The sequence below is a fragment of the Bradyrhizobium arachidis genome, assembly GCF_024758505.1.
Taxonomy (GTDB): domain Bacteria; phylum Pseudomonadota; class Alphaproteobacteria; order Rhizobiales; family Xanthobacteraceae; genus Bradyrhizobium; species Bradyrhizobium manausense_C.
The window spans coordinates 8,646,511-8,663,286 of record NZ_CP077970.1; the positions used below are offsets into that span (position 1 = coordinate 8,646,511).

A 16,776-nucleotide genomic window follows, 5' to 3' on the forward strand; every position below is an offset into this window, starting at 1 on the left:
CGACGTCAGTGTCGACGAGGACATGCGGACATAACTCGGTAGAAAGCGGCTCCAAGTCAACGGAACCGGATTTTCTTGTTCGCAGCGTCGCAGCCTTGTTGTGCTACGAAATCTTCATCGTGTGAATGCCGCATTCTGTCTTGGCCCGGCCGCGCCAGCGACCGGCGCGCGCATCCTCGCCTTCGCTCGTCCGGCTGGTGCAGGGCATGCATCCAACGGACAGGAAGCCTGACGCTTGCAGCGGATGCTGCGGCAATTTGGCACGCGCATAGATCGCGTCGATGTCCTCGCGCGATACATCGGCGAACGGATTGAACTTCAACCGCGCGCCGTCTTCCTCGACCACCGGAATCTCGGCACGCGCGCCGCCCTGAAAACGCTTGCGGCCGTTGATCCAGGCTGAGAACGGTTTGAGCGCCCGCGCCAGCGGTTCCACCTTGCGGATGCGGCAGCAGGCGTCGGGATTGGAGAACCACAGATCGCGATCGGGATCCTCGCGCGACAATGTCTCCTCGAGCGGCTTGATTGACCGCACGTCGCGCAAGCCCAGCGTCGCGATCAGCGTATCGCGATAGGCGAGCGTCTCCTCGAACAGCCAGCCGGTATCGAGAAAGATCACGGGAATTGCCGGATCGACGTCGGCCATCACCTTGAGCAGTGCCGCCGACTCCGTCCCGAACGACGACACCAGCGCAAGCTGCTCGCGCCCGACCGTCTTCAGCGCAGCGGCGATGATCTCCGCCGGTGAGGCGCCCCGGAGCTGACGCGCGAGCTCGGCCGCAGGCGGCAGAGCTATCGGCGACGACGGAGCAAGCTCAGACACAGTCACACTCACGTGCCGACACCTTCCGAATGGCGCAATTGCATGCGCCGGTGCAGCGCCGTGATGCGGCCGTCGCCGGTCGGCTGGTAGAACACCGAATAGCGTTTCACGGTCTGCGCAAAGGCTTCCGCGTCGGCCTGCTTCCTGACCTCGAAGCTGTCGAAGCCAGCGCGCAGCATGAACACGAACTGGTCGCGCAGCACCTGGCCGGTGGCCCGCAGTTCGCCGCGATAGGCATAGCGCTCGCGCAGCAGACGCGCCTGGCTGTAGGCACGTCCGTCGCGGAAGGTCGGGAACACCAGGGCGACGGCGGCGAGCCTGGCAAGATGCGGCACCAGCTCCTCGATATCGCGGTTGTTCGGCCAGATCACGCCGAGCCTGCCCGCGCGCGCAAGCAGAGCGTCCGTGTCCTTCACGAAACGATCGGCCGAAACCAGGATGTCGCCGCTTGCGGGAAGCGGCGCATCGTCGGCCAGCCGGGTAAAAGTATCGTCGGCGATCTTTCCGCCCTTAACGAGTGGCATAGACCCGCTCCTTGAATGGTTCGACGCCGAGGCGCTTCACGGTATCGATGAAAAGCTCTTCCGGCCGCTCGCGCAGTGCCAGATAGGCCTCCACGACATCCTCGATGACGTCGGCGACTTCCTCGAATTTCACGCCGGGTCCGATCAGATTGCCGAGCGCGGCGTTCTCGTCGGCGCGGCCGCCGATGGTGATCTGGTAGACCTCCTCGCCGTTCTTCTCGACGCCGAGAATACCGATATGACCGACATGGTGATGGCCGCAGGCATTGATGCAGCCGGAGATGTTGATGTGCAGACGGCCGATCAGATTGGCGAGCTCGTGATTGGCAAAACGCCGCGTCAGCTCCTGCGCGATCGGAATCGAGCGCGCATTCGCCAGCGAGCAGTAATCCAGCCCCGGGCAGGCGATGATGTCGCTGATCAGGTTGACGTTCGGCGTCGCGAGCCCGAGCTTGTCGAGCGCCCGCCACAGCGCGGGCAGGTCGCGCTTGGCGACGTGGGGCAGCGCCAAATTCTGTTCGTGACCGACGCGGATCTCGCCGAAGGAGTATTTTTCGGCGAGGTCGGCGAGCGCATCCATCTGCTCGGCGGTGGCGTCGCCCGGAGGGCCGCCAACGGGCTTCAGCGAAATGGTGACGATCGAGTAGCCCTGGACCTTATGCGAGGCGACCGAGTTCTTGCGCCACGCCTCGAACGCGGGATCGGCCGCGGCCTGGCGCAACTCGTCCGGCATGTGCGGCAGCTTCTCATAGGCCGGATAGCTGAAGCGGGAGCGGATGTCCTCGATCACCTCGTCGTCGATCTGGAGCGACGAGCCGCGGATGTGCTGCCACTCGTCCTCGACCTCGCGCGAAAATTTCTCGATGCCGAGTTCGTGCACCAGGATCTTGATGCGCGCCTTGTAGATGTTGTCGCGGCGGCCATACTGGTTGTAGACGCGCAGGATCGCCTCGACATAGCTCAGGATGTCGCGGCCATGCACGAAGTGCTTGATGGTCTTGGCGATGAACGGCGTGCGACCGAGCCCACCGCCGACCAGCACCTCGAATCCGGTCTCGCCCTTCTCGTTCTTGACCAGGCGCAGGCCGATGTCGTGGATCTTGATCGCGGCGCGGTCGTGATCCGACGCGGTGATCGCGATCTTGAACTTGCGCGGCAGGAACGAGAACTCCGGATGCAGCGTGGTGTGCTGACGCAAGAGCTCCGACCAGATCCGGGGATCCTCGATCTCGCCCGGCGCGACGCCGGCCCACTGGTCCGAGGTGACGTTGCGCATGTTGTTGCCGGAGGTCTGCATCGCATGGATGCCGACTTCGGCGAGATCGGCCAGCGCGTCCGGCAACTCGGCGAGCTTGATCCAGTTGAACTGGATGTTCTGCCGCGTGGTGAAGTGGCCGTAACCGCGGTCGTAGCGACGCGCGATGTGCGCGAGCCGGCGCAGCTGATCCGACGACAACGTGCCGTAGGGGATCGCGACGCGGAACATGTAGGCGTGCAGTTGCAAATAGACGCCGTTCTGAAGGCGCAAGATCTTGAACTCGTCCTCGGTGAGCTCGCCGGAAAGGCGGCGCTTCACCTGGTCACGAAATTCCGAGACCCGCTCGTTGACCAGCGTGCGGTCGATTTCGTCGTAAGCATACATGGGAGATTGCCTTAAACCTGAACCGGCAGCCCGATGGTAACGCCGGTGCGGCGGATCTGTTCGCGCAGATTGCCGGGTGCGATCTTGCCGTCATCAGCGACCTGGACCGGCGCGATATAGGCGCCGACCGCGCCGAGATCGTCGGCGACGGATTCGGCAAGCAGAGCCTTGGCGTCGTCGGAGTTACGCACGATCGCGGCATCCGTCAGGTCCGCCGACCAGTTCCTGGCGGCGGTGCGATAGATCACCGCGCCATCCCAGGTGCGGTTGGCGGTCACGACCGAGGGGCCGGCAATTCTGATTTTCTTCTGTTCAAGCGGAGAGGTCATGCGGCTGCTTCCAATAGGTCCGAGATGATTTGGGTGGTGATTTGTTTGGGGTTTTGGCTGATGGCGCCGGCATGCCGGACCACGTCGCCGATGATGAGAATGGCGGGACCGCCTTCGATCCGCGCGATGAGCTCTGGCAATTCGCCGAGCGTGCCGATCGCCGCTTGCGCATCGGGCCGCGTGACGCGCGCAAAAACGCCGACCGGCGTTTCCGGCGAGCGGCCGGCGGCGAGCAGGCCTGCGCGCACCGACGGCGCGGCGGTCATGCCCATGTAGACGACGACGGTTGCTTTGGTGTCGGTCAGGGTCGACCAGTCGACGGTCTCGGCGTCGTGCGCCTTATGCGCCGTCAGGAAGGTGATTCGCAGCGCTTCCTGCCGGAACGTGAGCGGCACTTCGAAAGCCGCCGCACCGCCAATAGCTGCAGTGATGCCCGGCACGATCGAATAGGCGATGCCGGCCGCACGCAGTGCTTCCACCTCTTCGCCGCCCCGGCCGAAGACGAAGGGATCGCCGCCCTTCAACCGCACGACGCGCTGGCCGGACTGCACGGCCTCGATCATCAGCCTGTTGATGGCATCCTGGCCGATGCCGGGCTTGCCGACGCGGCGGCCGACCGCAATGCGCGCCGTATCGCGGCGGATGCGGTCGAGAATTTCGGGTGAGACCAGCTCGTCATAGAGGACGAGGTCGGCGTCCTGGAGCGCACGCAACGCCTTGATGGTCAGGAGATCGGGGTCGCCGGGACCGGCGCCGACCAGCGCAACAGAGCCTTCCGGCTTGTCGGCCCGGGCAAAGGCTGTTGCGTCGGAAATCCTGTCGAGCGCGGCTTCGGCTTCGGTCTTGCGTCCGGCGAGCACCAGCGCGCCGATCGGGCCGTCGATCACGCGCTCCCAAAACCTACGGCGCAGCTGGAATTCAGGAAGACGCGCATGAATGGATTTGCGAAAGCCACCGATGAACTCGGCAAGCTCGCCGATCCGCGCCGGCAGCAGCGCCTCGATCTTTTCGCGCACGCGCCGCGCCACCACGGGCGAGGAGCCGCCGGTGCCGATCGCAACCACGACCTCGCCGCGATCGACGATCGCCGGGAAGATGAAGCTGGAATGTTCGAGGTCGTCCATCACATTGACGGGCAGGCCGAGCGATTTTGCGCGCGCCGACATCGCAACACCGATGTCACCGGCGCCGGCGCAGACGATGGCGATGATGCCGGCGAGATCGGCCGTCAAAGGATCGCCGTCGGAGAAGACAACGCCCGCCGCAACGTCGTCGGCAAGGCCGGCGAGGTCGCGATTGCCGTCGATCGCATGCACGCGCAGGCGCGCACCGGCCGCGGCGAGCACGCGCAACTTGGCACGCAAAAGCTCGCCCGAGCCGATGAGAACCACCGGACCGGCCTTGAGATCGAGGAACACCGGCAAGAACCGCATACGATACTCGCTTCCCCCACAAACGGGGTTGACTGGAATTATTTTCTATATATGTCTCGTTTCGAGCACGCAAAGAGAAAATTTTTTCTTCTCTTTTGCAGCGCACCCGTAGAATTTTCGCCTCCCAAGGCAAAGGGCCAGAGATGCATCTTCTCAAGGACGATTCCGCTGCTGATGGATTGCGCAGGCCAGCTCTCGCAGAGCAGGTTAACGCGCGAGAATTTTCTGCTCATTTGGCAGCATCACCCCCGAGCATGGACCATCTCGATCAGCTCGAAGCGCAGAGCATCTACATCTTCCGCGAGGCGTTCGCCCGGCTGAAGAAGATCGCGCTCTTGTGGTCGCTCGGCAAAGACTCCAACGTGATGATCTGGCTGGCGCGCAAGGCGTTCTTCGGCCGCATGCCGTTCCCGGCCCTGCATGTCGACACCGGCAAGAAATTTCCGGAGATGTATCGCTTCCGCGATCACTACGGCAAGGAGTGGGAGCTCGATCTGCGTGTCGAGCCCTGCCCGCCGATCGACGCCGTCGATCCGACGCTGCCGCCGGCTGCGCGCTCGGCCGCGCGCAAGACCGAGGGCCTGAAGATGGCGCTGGCCAAATACGGTTTTGACGGCCTGATCGCCGGCATCCGCCGCGACGAAGAGGCGACGCGCGCCAAGGAGCGCGTGTTCTCGCCGCGCGGCCTGGAGGGCAATTGGGACGTGCGCGACCAGCCGCCGGAATTCTGGGATCACTTCAACGCCTCGCCGCCGCAGGGCGCGCATCTGCGCATCCATCCGATCCTGCATTGGACCGAGGCCGACATCTGGGCCTACACCAAGCGCGAGAACATCCCGATCATTCCGCTGTATCTTTCCCAGAACGGCAAGCGCTATCGCTCGCTGGGTGATCAGGACATCACCAATCCGGTCGCTTCGACAGCGTCCAGCATCGACGAGATCCTGGTCGAGCTCGAACAGACCAAGGTGCCGGAGCGCGCGGGCCGCGCGCTCGACCACGAGACCGAAGATGCCTTCGAGCGGCTGCGCGTCGCCGGCTATCTCTGATCAAGGACGCGAGCCTCGTATGAACATGATCGTCACCTCCGCTTCGCCGGCCACCCCGAACGGCACCACGTCGATGCCAAATGGCACGACGCGGCCACAAGTCCGCATCGTCATCGTCGGCCATGTCGACCACGGCAAGTCGACCCTGGTCGGCCGCCTCCTGCACGAGACCGGCAGCCTGCCCGAGGGCAAGCTCGAAATGCTCAAGGCCGTCAGCGCGCGGCGCGGCATGCCGTTCGAATGGTCGTTCCTGCTCGACGCGCTGCAGACCGAGCGCGACCAGGGCATCACCATCGACACCACCCAGATTCGCTTCCGCACGAATTCGCGCGACATCGTCCTGATTGACGCGCCCGGCCACGCTGAATTCTTGCGCAACATGATCACCGGCGCCTCGCAGGCCGACGGCGCGGTGCTGATCATCGATGCGCTCGAAGGCGTGCGCGACCAGACCCGTCGGCACGGCTATCTCTTGCACCTGCTCGGCGTGAAGCAGGTCGCCATCGTCGTCAACAAGATGGACCGCGTCGACTTCGGCGCCGATCGCTTCAAGGAGATCAGCGACGAGATCACGGCACACCTTCAAGGTCTCGGCGTCACGCCGACGGCGGTGATCCCGATCTCGGCGCGCGACGGCGACGGCGTCGCCGAGCGCACCGATCGCATCGGCTGGTACAAGGGCCCGACCGTGGTCGAGGCGTTGGACCGGCTCGAGCCGGCGCGGCCGCTGGAAGCTCTCGCCTTGCGCCTGCCCGTGCAGGCGATCTACAAGTTCGACGATCGCCGCATCGTCGCAGGCCGCATCGAATCCGGCAGCCTCGCCGCCGGCGAGGAGATCGTGATCATGCCTGCCGGCAAGATCGCCAAGATCAAGTCGGTCGAGAGCTGGCCGGTGACGCCGGTCGCCGGACGTCAGGGCGCCGGCCGTTCGGTCGGCATCACGCTCGACCGCGAACTGTTCATCGAGCGTGGCGACATCATCGCGCATGCGGGAACGAGCCCGCGCGAAACGCGGCGCCTGCGCGCGCGCATCTTCTGGCTGCACGACAAGCCGCTCGCCAAGGGCGATCAGCTCCTGGTGCGTTGCGGCCCGAAGGAAAGCCGCGCCACCGTGGTTGCGATCGAGAAGGCAGTCGATCCCGGCGAGCTCGAAAGCAGCGAGAACAAGGCGATCGGGCGCAACTATGTCGGCGAGATCGACATTTCTCTTTCGAATCCGATTGCCACCGATCCCTACACGGAGAATCCGCGCACCGGCCGTCTCGTGATCGAGGTCTCCGGGCGCATCGCCGGCGGTGGTCTGGTGCTGTCGGTTGATGCCGGTCAGCGCGCCGTTCCTGTCGATATCGTGCCGGTCGAATCCGCACTGCGTCCGGACGAACGTTCCGCGCGCTATCAGCACAACGGTGCCGTGGTCTGGCTCACCGGCCTTCCCGCCTCCGGCAAGTCGACGCTGGCGAGAGCGCTGGAACGTCGGCTATTCACCAATGGCGGTTCGCCGATCCTTCTCGACGGCGACACGCTGCGCGCTGGCTTGAACAGAGACCTCGGCTTCTCTGCTGCGGACCGCAGCGAGAACATCCGCCGGCTTGCGGAAGTCGCAACCCATCTCGCCCGCAACGGCCATATCGCGATCGTCGCCGCCGTCTCACCGGCCCGCGAGGACCGCGCCGCGGCGCGCCGCATCGCCGACACTACCTTCCGCGAGATCCATGTCGCGACACCGGCAGAGGTCTGCGAGGATCGCGATCCCAAGGGCCATTACAAGAAGGCCCGTGCCGGCGCACTTCAATCCTTCACCGGTATCCTCAACGACTATGAAAAGCCGGAGGCTGCAGAACTCGTGATCGACACGTCGAGGCGGACGGTCGCCGAGGCGGCAGACGAGATCGAGCAGATGCTGAAGACGACCGGCGTACTGTTCGACGAGGTCGTGGACCTCGCGGCGAATATTTGAGCTGTAGTTCATCCGCTTGCGCCGCTGCGTTCCCTCCCCCCTTGCGGGGGAGGGAGCGCAGTCTGCTCCGCGGCGTGCAGCCGGGCTCAATTGCGAATGCGACGAGCTGAATCACCACCTCGTCTTGACATTTTGACAGACTTTAGGGGCCTTCTCACGGCCCCGGTTTTGGGGCTAATAGAGCCCCGAAAGCCGCCCTTTATGGGCGCATTTTGCTGCCGCCGGGTCAAAAGGTAGCCAAAAACAGCCAATTTCCAACAAGAAAGCCCATCATGAAACGCGTCGACGCCCACGGACTGAAGATCGCCCCTGTTCTCTTTGATTTCATCGCCAAGGAAGCGACCCCGAAGACGGGAGTAGCCCCTGACGCGTTCTGGGCCGGGCTTGCTGCGATCATCAGGGATCTCGCGCCGAAGAACCGCGAATTGCTCGCCTTGCGCGATACGCTGCAAGCCAAGATCGACGACTGGCATCGCACCAGCAAGGGCAAACCGTTCGACATCGAGGCCTATACCGCGTTCCTGAAGCAGATCGGCTATCTCGTCCCGGAGCCTGCGACGCAGAAGGTCGAGACCGCCAACGTCGACGACGAGATCGGCAAGATCTGCGGCCCGCAACTCGTCGTTCCCCTGACCAACGCCCGCTATGCGCTGAACGCCGCGAACGCGCGCTGGGGCTCGCTCTATGACGCCTTCTACGGCACCGACGCGATCCCGCATGATGCGAGCGACACGGCCAAGGGCTACAGCAAGGCGCGCGGCGACAAGGTGATCGCCAAGGCAAAAGCCTTCCTCGATGCGGCTGCGCCGCTCGCGACCGGAAGCCACACCGACGTCACTGCCTACAGCGTGGTCGCGGGCCAGCTCGCAGTGAAGCTGAAGAGCGGCAATGCCACGGCGCTGAAGAACGCCTCGCAGCTCGCCGGCTATCAGGGCGATGCAGCCGCGCCGAGCGTGGTGCTGCTCGTCAACAACGGCCTGCATGTCGAGGTGAAGATCGATCGCAGCAACACGATCGGCAAGGACGATCCGGCCGGCGTCGCCGACGTCAATATGGAAGCCGCCGTCTCCACCATCCTCGACATGGAAGACAGCGTCGCCGCCGTCGACGCCGAGGACAAGGTGCTGGTCTATCGCAACACCCTCGGACTGATGAACGGCACGCTGTCGGCCGATTTCGAGAAGGGCGGCAAGACGCTGACCCGCTCGCTGAATGCCGACCGCGTCTACAAGACGCCTGATGGCGGCGAGCTGAAGCTGCACGGCCGCAGCCTGCTCTTGATGCGCAATGTCGGCCATCACATGTTCACCGACGCCGTGCTCGACGACAAGGGCGAGGAGATTCCGGAGGGCCTGCTCGACGCCGCGGTCTCGGGCCTGCTCGCGATCCACGACCTCAAGGGCAACTCGAAGACCAGGAACAGCCGCACCGGCTCGGCCTACATCGTCAAGCCGAAAATGCACGGCCCCGACGAGGTGTCGTTCACCTGCGAGATCTTCGATCGCGTCGAAAAACTGCTGTCGCTGCCGGAGAACACGCTCAAGGTCGGCATCATGGATGAGGAACGGCGCACCACCGTCAACCTCAAGGCCTGCATCCAGCGCGCCTCCAAGCGCATCATGTTCATCAACACCGGCTTCCTCGACCGCACCGGCGACGAGATCCACACCTCGATGGAAGCGGGTCCGATGATCCGCAAGAACGAAATGAAGGCGCAAGCCTGGATCAAGGCCTACGAGGACTGGAACGTCGACATGGGCCTGATCGACGGCCTGCCCGGCCATGCCCAGATCGGCAAGGGCATGTGGGCGGCGCCCGACAAGATGGCGGACATGCTGCAGCAGAAGCTCGTCCATCCGCAGGCCGGCGCCACCACCGCCTGGGTGCCCTCGCCGACGGCGGCGACGCTGCATGCACTGCACTACCACCAGGTCAACGTCACCGCACGGCAGCAGGAGCTCACCAAGGGCGGACCGCGCGCAAAGCTCTCCGACATCCTCACCATTCCGGTATCGAAGTCGAACTGGGCGCCCGATGACGTCAAGCAGGAGATCGACAACAACTGCCAGGGCATTCTGGGTTACGTCGTGCGCTGGATCGACCAGGGCGTCGGCTGCTCGAAGGTGCCCGACATCCACGATGTCGGCCTGATGGAAGACCGCGCCACTCTGCGAATCTCCAGCCAGCATCTGGCGAACTGGCTGCATCAGGGCGTCATCACGGAAGCGCAGGTGATGGAGTCGCTCAAGCGCATGGCCGTCGTCGTCGACAAGCAGAACGCCGGCGATTCCCTCTACAAGCCGATGGCGCCCGCCTTCGACGGTGTCGCCTTCAAGGCGGCCTGCGACCTCGTCTTCAAGGGCCGCACGCAGCCGAACGGCTACACCGAATACATCCTCACCGCCCGCCGCCGCGAGGCGAAAGCGGCCGGCTGATCGCAGTCAGCAGTGAGACGTCCAAAGCCCCGGCCAAGCGCCGGGGCTTTTTGCTTGCGTAGTCGCGTGGCCCGGATGAGCTACAGCTTTCCGGCCTAAAACACCGCCAGATATTTCAGCAGCGAGACGATGCCGATGAGGATGACGATGACGCGCGCGATCTGCTTGGCGCGGCCGTCCATCGGCAGCATGTTGATGAGATAAAGAACCAGGATGACGACGAGAAAGGTGACGAGTACGCCGACCAGCATTGCAGGGCCCCCTTTAGGCATTTGTTAATGACAAGCTAACGCGGGGCGCGGCATTTCGGTTCCATCAGATGCAACCCATTACAACTTCTAGGAAATGCGTACTTCTACGGCAGAGCCTGCTGCCTAAAATTTTACCCTTTTCCTTCCAGATGCCTTTACCGCCTGCGGCCGCCCGCAGGCTGCAGATGATTGCTTTGAAGAAGCGCCCTTCCCTGCTTCGAATTTGCCGGGGTGCGTTACCGAACGTCGAAATTGGAATTGGGGGCCTCGATGCTGAATCGCCTGACCGTGTCCGCACTGCTGAAGGCCGTGATCGCGATCACGTCTGTCTGCGTGGTGATTGCGCTCTCGCTCACTGCGCATGAATCCTGGCAGCGCTTGCGGACCGCCGATCGCATCTCGCTGATCGCGGATACTTCCGCCGACCTGTTCAAGGCGATGCACAATCTACGCACGGATCGCTCGACCACCAACCGGCTCCTGAATGCGACCGAGCCGATGGACGGCGAGATCGAGAAATATCTGCGCGGGATCCGCGGCAACGAAATGCCGGCGATGGCGCACGCCCTCGATTTGCTGCCGAACATCGAATTTCCACAGGCCGGCACGCTGGTGCCCGAGCTCGCGCGCCTCCACAAGCTCCTGACCGAGCAGCAGAAGCAATTCTGGGAGGAGGTGGCCAAGCCCAAGGAGCAGCGCCGTGCGAGCCTGCCGAAGGACTATATGGAGACGACGCAAGGTCTCCTGGATACGCTGGACAAGCTCTCCAACGTCCTGGCCGCAACCATCAACCACCAGGATGCGGCGATCGACCAGCTGCTCTCAATCAAGCAGAACGCCTGGCTCCTGCGCAACACAGCGGGCGAAGCTTCGCTGATCGTCTCGACCGGCCTCAATGCCGGTCGCATCGCGCCGGAGCCCCGCCTCGCCTATACCCAATACGTCGGCGGTATCAACGCGCTGTGGAAGGCGCTGGAATTGTCGGCGTCGGGCATGCAACTGCCGCCGGCCCTGTCCTCCGCCTTGGCCGCGGCCAGGACCGCCTATTTCGACCCGCAATATCTGGCCCTTCGCGATCGGCTCGCCAACACGCTCGCGAATGGCGAGAAGGCGGAAATGACCGCAAACCAATGGACTCCCGTCACGGTGGGTCGCCTGGCTACCGCAGTTGCCGTCGCCGAGGGCGCGCTCGAAGCCGCCAAATCCCATACGCTGGAGCAGCACGCAGCGGCCCAGCGCGCGCTCATCGTGCAGCTCACGCTGTTGGTGCTGGCTCTCGGGCTCGCCGGCGGCGCGATCATGCTGGTGACCGGTCGCGTCATCAGGCCGCTGCAGAGCATACAGAACGCGATGCTGAAGGTCGCAGGCGGCGACCTCTCGGTCGACAGCGGCTATCTCGATCGCAAGGACGAGATCGGCGCGCTCGCCGGCGCATTGGAAACGTTCAAGCAGCAGGCGATCGACAAGCTGAAGATCGAAGCCCAGGAGCGCGACCGCAATGTCGGCGCGGCGGCCCGTCAGAAGGCGATCGAGGCCTATGTCGGCGAGTTCGAGGGCGTGGTCCGCAAGACCCTCGGCGAGCTCTCCGACGCCTCGGGCGAAATGCGCAAGACCTCCGGCGATCTCTCCGCCGTGTCGCGCCAGACCAATGAGCGCGTCCAGGTCGCCGGCAAGGCGTCCAACGACGCCTCGATGAGCGTCGACAGCGTGGCCGCCGCCGCCGAAGAGCTCAGCGCCTCCATCAACGACATCAGCCAGCAGGCCGCACACGCCGCGGGCATCGCAAGCCGCGCCGTGAGCCAGGCCCGCGACACGGATGGCACGGTGCAGGGGCTGGCGAAATCGGCCGGCCGCATCGGCGAGGTCGTCGGCCTGATCAACACCATTGCCGCGCAGACCAATCTGCTCGCGCTCAACGCCACGATCGAGGCGGCACGCGCGGGCGAAGCCGGCCGCGGCTTCGCCGTGGTCGCCTCTGAAGTGAAATCGCTGGCAAGCCAGACTGCGAGGGCGACGGAAGAGATTTCCGAGCAGATCGCCGACATCCAGAAGGTGGCCGGCGATGCCATCAACGCCATTCAGGCGATCGGCGGCATCATCGGCGAGGTGAACGAGGTTGCGACCGCGATCGCCGCTGCCGTGCAGGAACAGGGCGCCGCGACCCAGGAGATCACCCGCAGCACGCAATATGCAGCGCAAGGCACCAAGAACGTCTCGGACAACATCGCCGGTGTCAAAGCCGACGCCGACACCGCGGCCGGTGCCGCCGACAACGTCAAGCACGCCTCCGAAATACTGGAGAGCCAGAGCCAGCAGCTCGGCCAAGAGGTCAGCGACTTCCTCGGCAAGATCAGGGCGGCGTAGGCTCCAGCGCCTCATCGAATTCGTCATTGCGAGCGTAGCGAAGCAATCCAGACCGCCGCCGCGGAACAATTCTGGATTGCTTCGCTACGCTCGCAATGACGGTGCGATTAGTAACACTCCCTTAACCTCTCCCCACCCGCGCACCCGCCGGGCGTTACAACTCTGTTTATTCCTTTTTGCGAACAATGCCCTCGGGTTCGGGGGATCTCCATCATGCTGAAACGTTTGACCGTTTCGACGCTGCTTCAGTCCGTCATTGCGCTGCTGGCGGTTTGCGTGGTGGCGCTGCTGGTAACGACCGCATGGCAATCCTGGGAGCGGTTGCGCTCGACCGGCCACATCTCGGCGGTCGCCGACGCCTCCACCAACGCCTTCAAGGCGATGCATAATCTGCGCACCGACCGGTCGTCTACACCGCGCATGTTGAATGCGGAGGCCGCGGTCTCGCCCGAGATCGACAAATTCCTCCACGGCATCCAGGGCGCCGAGATGCCCGCGATCCGCTCCACCGCCACGCTGCTGCCCTCGATCCCGTTCGCCGAACAGGCCACGCTCGTGGGCACGTTGAACCAGCAGGTCGAAAAACTCGCGACGCTGCAGGCGGAAGCCTGGGACGAGATGCGCAAGCCGAAAAAGGCCCGCCGCGCGGCCCTGTCCAAGGAATACACCGATCTCACCGGCGCCCTGCTCGTGACGCTGGAGAAGATCACCGCGAATCTCGCAGCCTCGGTCAACCACACCGATCCGCTGATCAACCAGTTGCTGTCGATCAGGCAGGCGGCCTGGCTGCTGCGCAATACTGCCGGTGAAGCCTCCGATCTGGTCGCGACGGGGCTCGTCGCCACCGGCAGCCTCCCGATGGAGGCGCAGCAGATCTACACCAAGACAGTCGGCGCGATCGAGAACGCCTGGAGCGGGTTGGAATCCTCGACGCTCGGCATGCAGCTCTCGCCGCAGCTCGCCAAGGCGATGGGTACCGCGCAGTCCGCCTATTTCAACCCGGACTATCTGGCGCTCCGCGACAAGCTGATCGACCAGATCATGGTCGGCTCGAAGACCGACATGACCGCCGACCAATGGACGCCGGAGACGGCGCAGCGCATGGGCACCGCGGTGGCGGTCGCCGAGCGCGCACTCGACGAGGCGCGCGACTACGCCGCCGAGCAGTACGCCTCTGCCGGCCGCGCGCTGGCCGTGCAGATCGCGATGCTCACCTTCGCAATCCTGCTGACGGCCGGTGCCATGATCGCGGTGACGCGCCGGGTCATCCGTCCGCTGCACAACATTCGCGACGCCATGCTGAAGGTCGCCGGCGGCGATCTCTCGGTCGACAGCGGCTATCTCGACCGCAAGGATGAGATCGGTGCGCTGGCCGGCGCGCTCGAAACCTTCAAGCAGCAGGCGAGCGAAAAACTCGCGATCGAGGCCCAGGAGCGCGAACGCAATGCCGGCGCCGCCGCGCGCCAGCGTGCGGTCGAAAGCTATGTCGGCGAATTCGAGGGCGCGGTGCGCAAGACGCTCGACGAGCTCTCCGAAGCGTCCGGCGCGATGCGCAAGACTTCGGGCGATCTCTCCGCCGTGTCGCGCCAGACCAACGACCGCGTCCAGGTCGCCGGCAAGGCGTCAAACGATGCCTCGATGAGCGTGGACAGCGTCGCCTCGGCGGCGGAAGAGTTGAGCGCCTCCATCAACGACATCAGCCAGCAGGCCGCACATGCCGCGGGCATTGCGAGCCGCGCCGTCAGCCAGGCCCGCGACACCGACGGCACCGTGCAGGGTCTTGCGAAGTCGGCGAGCCGGATCGGCGAGGTCGTCGGCCTGATCAACACCATCGCCGCGCAAACTAATCTGCTCGCGCTCAATGCCACGATCGAAGCCGCACGCGCGGGTGACGCCGGCCGCGGTTTTGCGGTGGTCGCTTCCGAGGTCAAATCGCTGGCGACCCAGACGGCGAAGGCGACCGATGAAATCTCCGAGCAGATCGCCGACATCCAGAAGGTGGCCGGCGACGCCATCAATGCCATCCAAGCGATCGGCGGCATCATCGGCGAGGTGAACGAGGTTGCGACCGCAATTGCGGCCGCCGTGCAGGAACAGGGCGCCGCGACCCAGGAGATCACCCGCAGCACGCAATATGCGGCGCAGGGCACCAGGAACGTGTCCGAGAACATCACGGGCGTCAAAGCCGACGCGGATGCCGCAGCCGCGGCCTCCGACAACGTCAAGCACGCCTCCGAGCTGCTGGAGACGCAGAGCCGCCAGCTCGGCCATCAGGTGACCGACTTTTTGGGGAAGATCAGGGCAGCCTAGCCAAACAACCGATGTCGTCCTGGCGAAAGCCAGGACCCATAACCACCGGCTTTCGCAATTGGCAGGCTGGTGGCATCAGCGGTGTGCAACACTCCCTTTCGGGGTAATGGGTCCTGGTTTTCGCCAGGACGACGTGCCGAGAGAGCTCGACCCACGTCAGTCACTACTCCTTCGCAACGACGGGCATGCGGCGGAAGCGCGCCTTCACCGAATCTGGCAAGGGCGAGAAGTTCACCGCTGTGCCGCGCCTGTCGTCCGCGCTGCGGTTGGCCATCACAAGACCCCCGGCACTTGCGACGATGTCGCCCTTGCGCAGCGTCGGATCGTTCTCGACCTTGACCTGCGTCAAACCGACGGGATCCTTGCCGTTGCAGGTGCAGCCTGCCACCAGCTCGTTGCGAAAGCGGAACGCGTTCGGCAGGTCGGAATAGGATTTGCCGTTCTCGGTCGCCGCATCCTCGATATTGCTGCCGTAGACCAGCGTCGTCTCGCTCGACGGGCAAAAACTCTTGCAGGACTGCGCCTTGCTCTCGCTATCGGCTCCCTGGGCCGGGAAGTAGCGGCCGTCGCAACCGCGCACGCAATAGGCCTGGCCGCCGCCATAGCGCAGCCGTGGGGCCTCGCCGCGCGGCATGTCGTCGTCCGGGAATGGCACCCGGATCTGCGGCGACGGCCGCCGTCCGAACGCGCCGAACAAGGCGGAGAAGAAGTCTTCTGCCTGGGCTGACGACACCAGCGCCACGCTCAGCGAGGCGGCGAACAGAGCCGCCGCCACCCCGCTTGTCAGTCCACCGATCGAACGCCTCACCATGCCACCTCGCTCAATTCACTGACGACGTCGAGATGTTCAGGGCCTGGCGGCCTGACGGCAGCGTCGTTGGGGCCGGGCGCTTGCGCACGGCGTCGCCGCCGCGTGCCATCAGCGGCGCGTTCTTCGGCAGGACGACCACCTTGGTGCCGACATTGACCCGGCCGAACAGATCGGTGACGTCTTCATTGGTCATGCGGATGCAGCCGGACGAGACGAACTTGCCGATCGTGGTGGGATCATTGGTCCCATGGATGCGGTACTCGCTCGAACCGAGATACATCGCCCGTGCTCCGAGCGGATTGCCGGGACCGCCGGCCACGAAGCGCGGCAAATAGGGCTGGCGCGCGATCATCTCTGCCGGTGGATGCCAGTCTGGCCATTCCGCCTTGCGGCTGATCGTCTGCACGCCTGCCCAGGTAAAGCCCTCACGGCCGACGCCGACGCCGTAGCGGATCGCGCGCCCCTGGCCGAGCACATAGTAGAGCGACGTGTTCGCGGTATCGATGATGATGGTGCCGGCTGCCTCGTTGGAGGGGAAGCTGACGATGGTGCGGCGCAGCCGCTCCGGCAGCACCGCGTCGTCAGAGGCTTGCGGCGGTTGCACCGCATCATCCTGCGTCGCGTAGCCTTGGGTCGCATAGCCTTGGGTCGCATAGCCTCGGGCCGTGTAGCCCGGAGCAAAGGCCTGCGGCTGCATCGGCGCATAGAACAGCGTCTGCGCGCTCGCGGCACTGAGCGGCACCGTCAGCAGTGTTGTCGTGAAGACAAGGATGATGAGAGCGCGCGGCGAACGCCGGCGGAGGGATGCAGATAACTCGGTCATGTGCTGCCCCGTTTGAATCAGAGTG

General features: G+C 64.6%; 13 protein-coding genes. 5 read left to right on the top strand and 8 right to left on the bottom strand.

The features are described 5' to 3' along the window. Window positions 1–103: 103 nt before the first annotated feature. The 5 genes from KUF59_RS40270 to cysG are packed head-to-tail and all read right to left on the bottom strand — an operon-like array spanning window position 104 to window position 4,751. On the bottom strand, window positions 104–823 hold the full coding sequence (locus KUF59_RS40270; protein WP_258767991.1) for a phosphoadenylyl-sulfate reductase: 720 nt from the start codon (window positions 821–823) through the stop codon (window positions 104–106). An 8-nt stretch (window positions 824–831) separates the two neighbouring features. After that, window positions 832–1,347, bottom strand: a complete 516-nt coding sequence (locus KUF59_RS40275; protein WP_212456831.1) for a DUF934 domain-containing protein — start codon at window positions 1,345–1,347, stop codon at window positions 832–834. Further along, complete coding sequence (locus KUF59_RS40280; protein WP_212456832.1) at window positions 1,334–2,989, bottom strand: nitrite/sulfite reductase; 1,656 nt, start codon at window positions 2,987–2,989, stop codon at window positions 1,334–1,336. Before KUF59_RS40280 ends, KUF59_RS40275 begins: the two co-directional genes overlap by 14 nt. Window positions 2,990–3,000: 11 nt before the next feature. Next, on the bottom strand, window positions 3,001–3,318 hold the full coding sequence (locus KUF59_RS40285) for a DUF2849 domain-containing protein (RefSeq protein ID WP_212456833.1): 318 nt from the start codon (window positions 3,316–3,318) through the stop codon (window positions 3,001–3,003). Then, window positions 3,315–4,751 (bottom strand): siroheme synthase CysG, encoded by a 1,437-nt coding sequence (gene cysG, locus KUF59_RS40290; RefSeq protein WP_212456834.1) that lies wholly within the window; start codon window positions 4,749–4,751, stop codon window positions 3,315–3,317. Before cysG ends, KUF59_RS40285 begins: the two co-directional genes overlap by 4 nt. 254 nt (window positions 4,752–5,005) lie before the next feature. On the opposite strand from cysG, the gene cysD reads away from it, so the two are divergent. The 3 genes from cysD (at window position 5,006) to KUF59_RS40305 (ending at window position 10,192) form a co-directional block, all read left to right on the top strand. Beyond that, window positions 5,006–5,800 carry a sulfate adenylyltransferase subunit CysD gene (gene cysD / locus KUF59_RS40295; protein ID WP_212456835.1) on the top strand — a complete coding sequence of 265 codons (795 nt, stop codon included), beginning with the start codon at window positions 5,006–5,008 and terminating at the stop codon, window positions 5,798–5,800. A 19-nt stretch (window positions 5,801–5,819) separates the two neighbouring features. Further along, window positions 5,820–7,757, top strand: a complete 1,938-nt coding sequence (cysC, locus tag KUF59_RS40300; RefSeq protein WP_212456836.1) for an adenylyl-sulfate kinase — start codon at window positions 5,820–5,822, stop codon at window positions 7,755–7,757. 272 nt (window positions 7,758–8,029) lie between these two features. Further along, the gene (locus KUF59_RS40305) at window positions 8,030–10,192 is read left to right on the top strand and encodes a malate synthase G (protein ID WP_212456837.1); all 2,163 of its coding nucleotides are present in this window, start codon (window positions 8,030–8,032) and stop codon (window positions 10,190–10,192) included. A 95-nt stretch (window positions 10,193–10,287) separates the two neighbouring features. Here the strand turns inward: KUF59_RS40305 and KUF59_RS40310 are convergent, their stop codons facing one another. Then, on the bottom strand, window positions 10,288–10,443 hold the full coding sequence (locus tag KUF59_RS40310; RefSeq protein WP_212456838.1) for a Thivi_2564 family membrane protein: 156 nt from the start codon (window positions 10,441–10,443) through the stop codon (window positions 10,288–10,290). Window positions 10,444–10,713: 270 nt separating this feature from the next. Between KUF59_RS40310 and KUF59_RS40315 the strand changes: the two genes are divergently transcribed. Together KUF59_RS40315 and KUF59_RS40320 are read left to right on the top strand one after the other, a co-directional pair. After that, entirely contained in the window at window positions 10,714–12,807 is a 2,094-nt protein-coding gene (locus tag KUF59_RS40315) for a methyl-accepting chemotaxis protein (RefSeq protein WP_212456839.1), read from the top strand. Window positions 12,808–13,020: 213 nt separating this feature from the next. Next, complete coding sequence (locus KUF59_RS40320) at window positions 13,021–15,117, top strand: methyl-accepting chemotaxis protein (RefSeq protein WP_212456840.1); 2,097 nt, start codon at window positions 13,021–13,023, stop codon at window positions 15,115–15,117. A 163-nt stretch (window positions 15,118–15,280) separates the two neighbouring features. Here KUF59_RS40320 and KUF59_RS40325 read toward each other — a convergent pair whose 3' ends face one another. Together KUF59_RS40325 and KUF59_RS40330 are read right to left on the bottom strand one after the other, a co-directional pair. Continuing rightward, the gene (locus tag KUF59_RS40325; RefSeq protein ID WP_212456841.1) at window positions 15,281–15,928 is read right to left on the bottom strand and encodes a DUF2865 domain-containing protein; all 648 of its coding nucleotides are present in this window, start codon (window positions 15,926–15,928) and stop codon (window positions 15,281–15,283) included. Between the two features lie 10 nt (window positions 15,929–15,938). Continuing rightward, on the bottom strand, window positions 15,939–16,751 hold the full coding sequence (locus KUF59_RS40330) for a L,D-transpeptidase (RefSeq protein WP_212456842.1): 813 nt from the start codon (window positions 16,749–16,751) through the stop codon (window positions 15,939–15,941). Between the last annotated feature and the right edge of the window lie 25 nt (window positions 16,752–16,776).

Bases quoted from the DNA above. Each gene is read 5' to 3' on its own strand.
- KUF59_RS40275 (WP_212456831.1), bottom strand. From the start codon at position 1,347: ATGCCACTCGTTAAGGGCGGAAAGATCGCCGACGATACTTTTACCCGG.
- KUF59_RS40280 (WP_212456832.1), bottom strand. From the start codon at position 2,989: ATGTATGCTTACGACGAAATCGACCGCACGCTGGTCAACGAGCGGGTC.
- KUF59_RS40285 (WP_212456833.1), bottom strand. From the start codon at position 3,318: ATGACCTCTCCGCTTGAACAGAAGAAAATCAGAATTGCCGGCCCCTCG.
- cysG (WP_212456834.1), bottom strand. From the start codon at position 4,751: ATGCGGTTCTTGCCGGTGTTCCTCGATCTCAAGGCCGGTCCGGTGGTT.
- cysD (WP_212456835.1), top strand. From the start codon at position 5,006: ATGGACCATCTCGATCAGCTCGAAGCGCAGAGCATCTACATCTTCCGC.
- cysC (WP_212456836.1), top strand. From the start codon at position 5,820: ATGAACATGATCGTCACCTCCGCTTCGCCGGCCACCCCGAACGGCACC.
- KUF59_RS40305 (WP_212456837.1), top strand. From the start codon at position 8,030: ATGAAACGCGTCGACGCCCACGGACTGAAGATCGCCCCTGTTCTCTTT.
- KUF59_RS40310 (WP_212456838.1), bottom strand. From the start codon at position 10,443: ATGCTGGTCGGCGTACTCGTCACCTTTCTCGTCGTCATCCTGGTTCTT.
- KUF59_RS40315 (WP_212456839.1), top strand. From the start codon at position 10,714: ATGCTGAATCGCCTGACCGTGTCCGCACTGCTGAAGGCCGTGATCGCG.
- KUF59_RS40320 (WP_212456840.1), top strand. From the start codon at position 13,021: ATGCTGAAACGTTTGACCGTTTCGACGCTGCTTCAGTCCGTCATTGCG.
- KUF59_RS40325 (WP_212456841.1), bottom strand. From the start codon at position 15,928: ATGGTGAGGCGTTCGATCGGTGGACTGACAAGCGGGGTGGCGGCGGCT.
- KUF59_RS40330 (WP_212456842.1), bottom strand. From the start codon at position 16,751: ATGACCGAGTTATCTGCATCCCTCCGCCGGCGTTCGCCGCGCGCTCTC.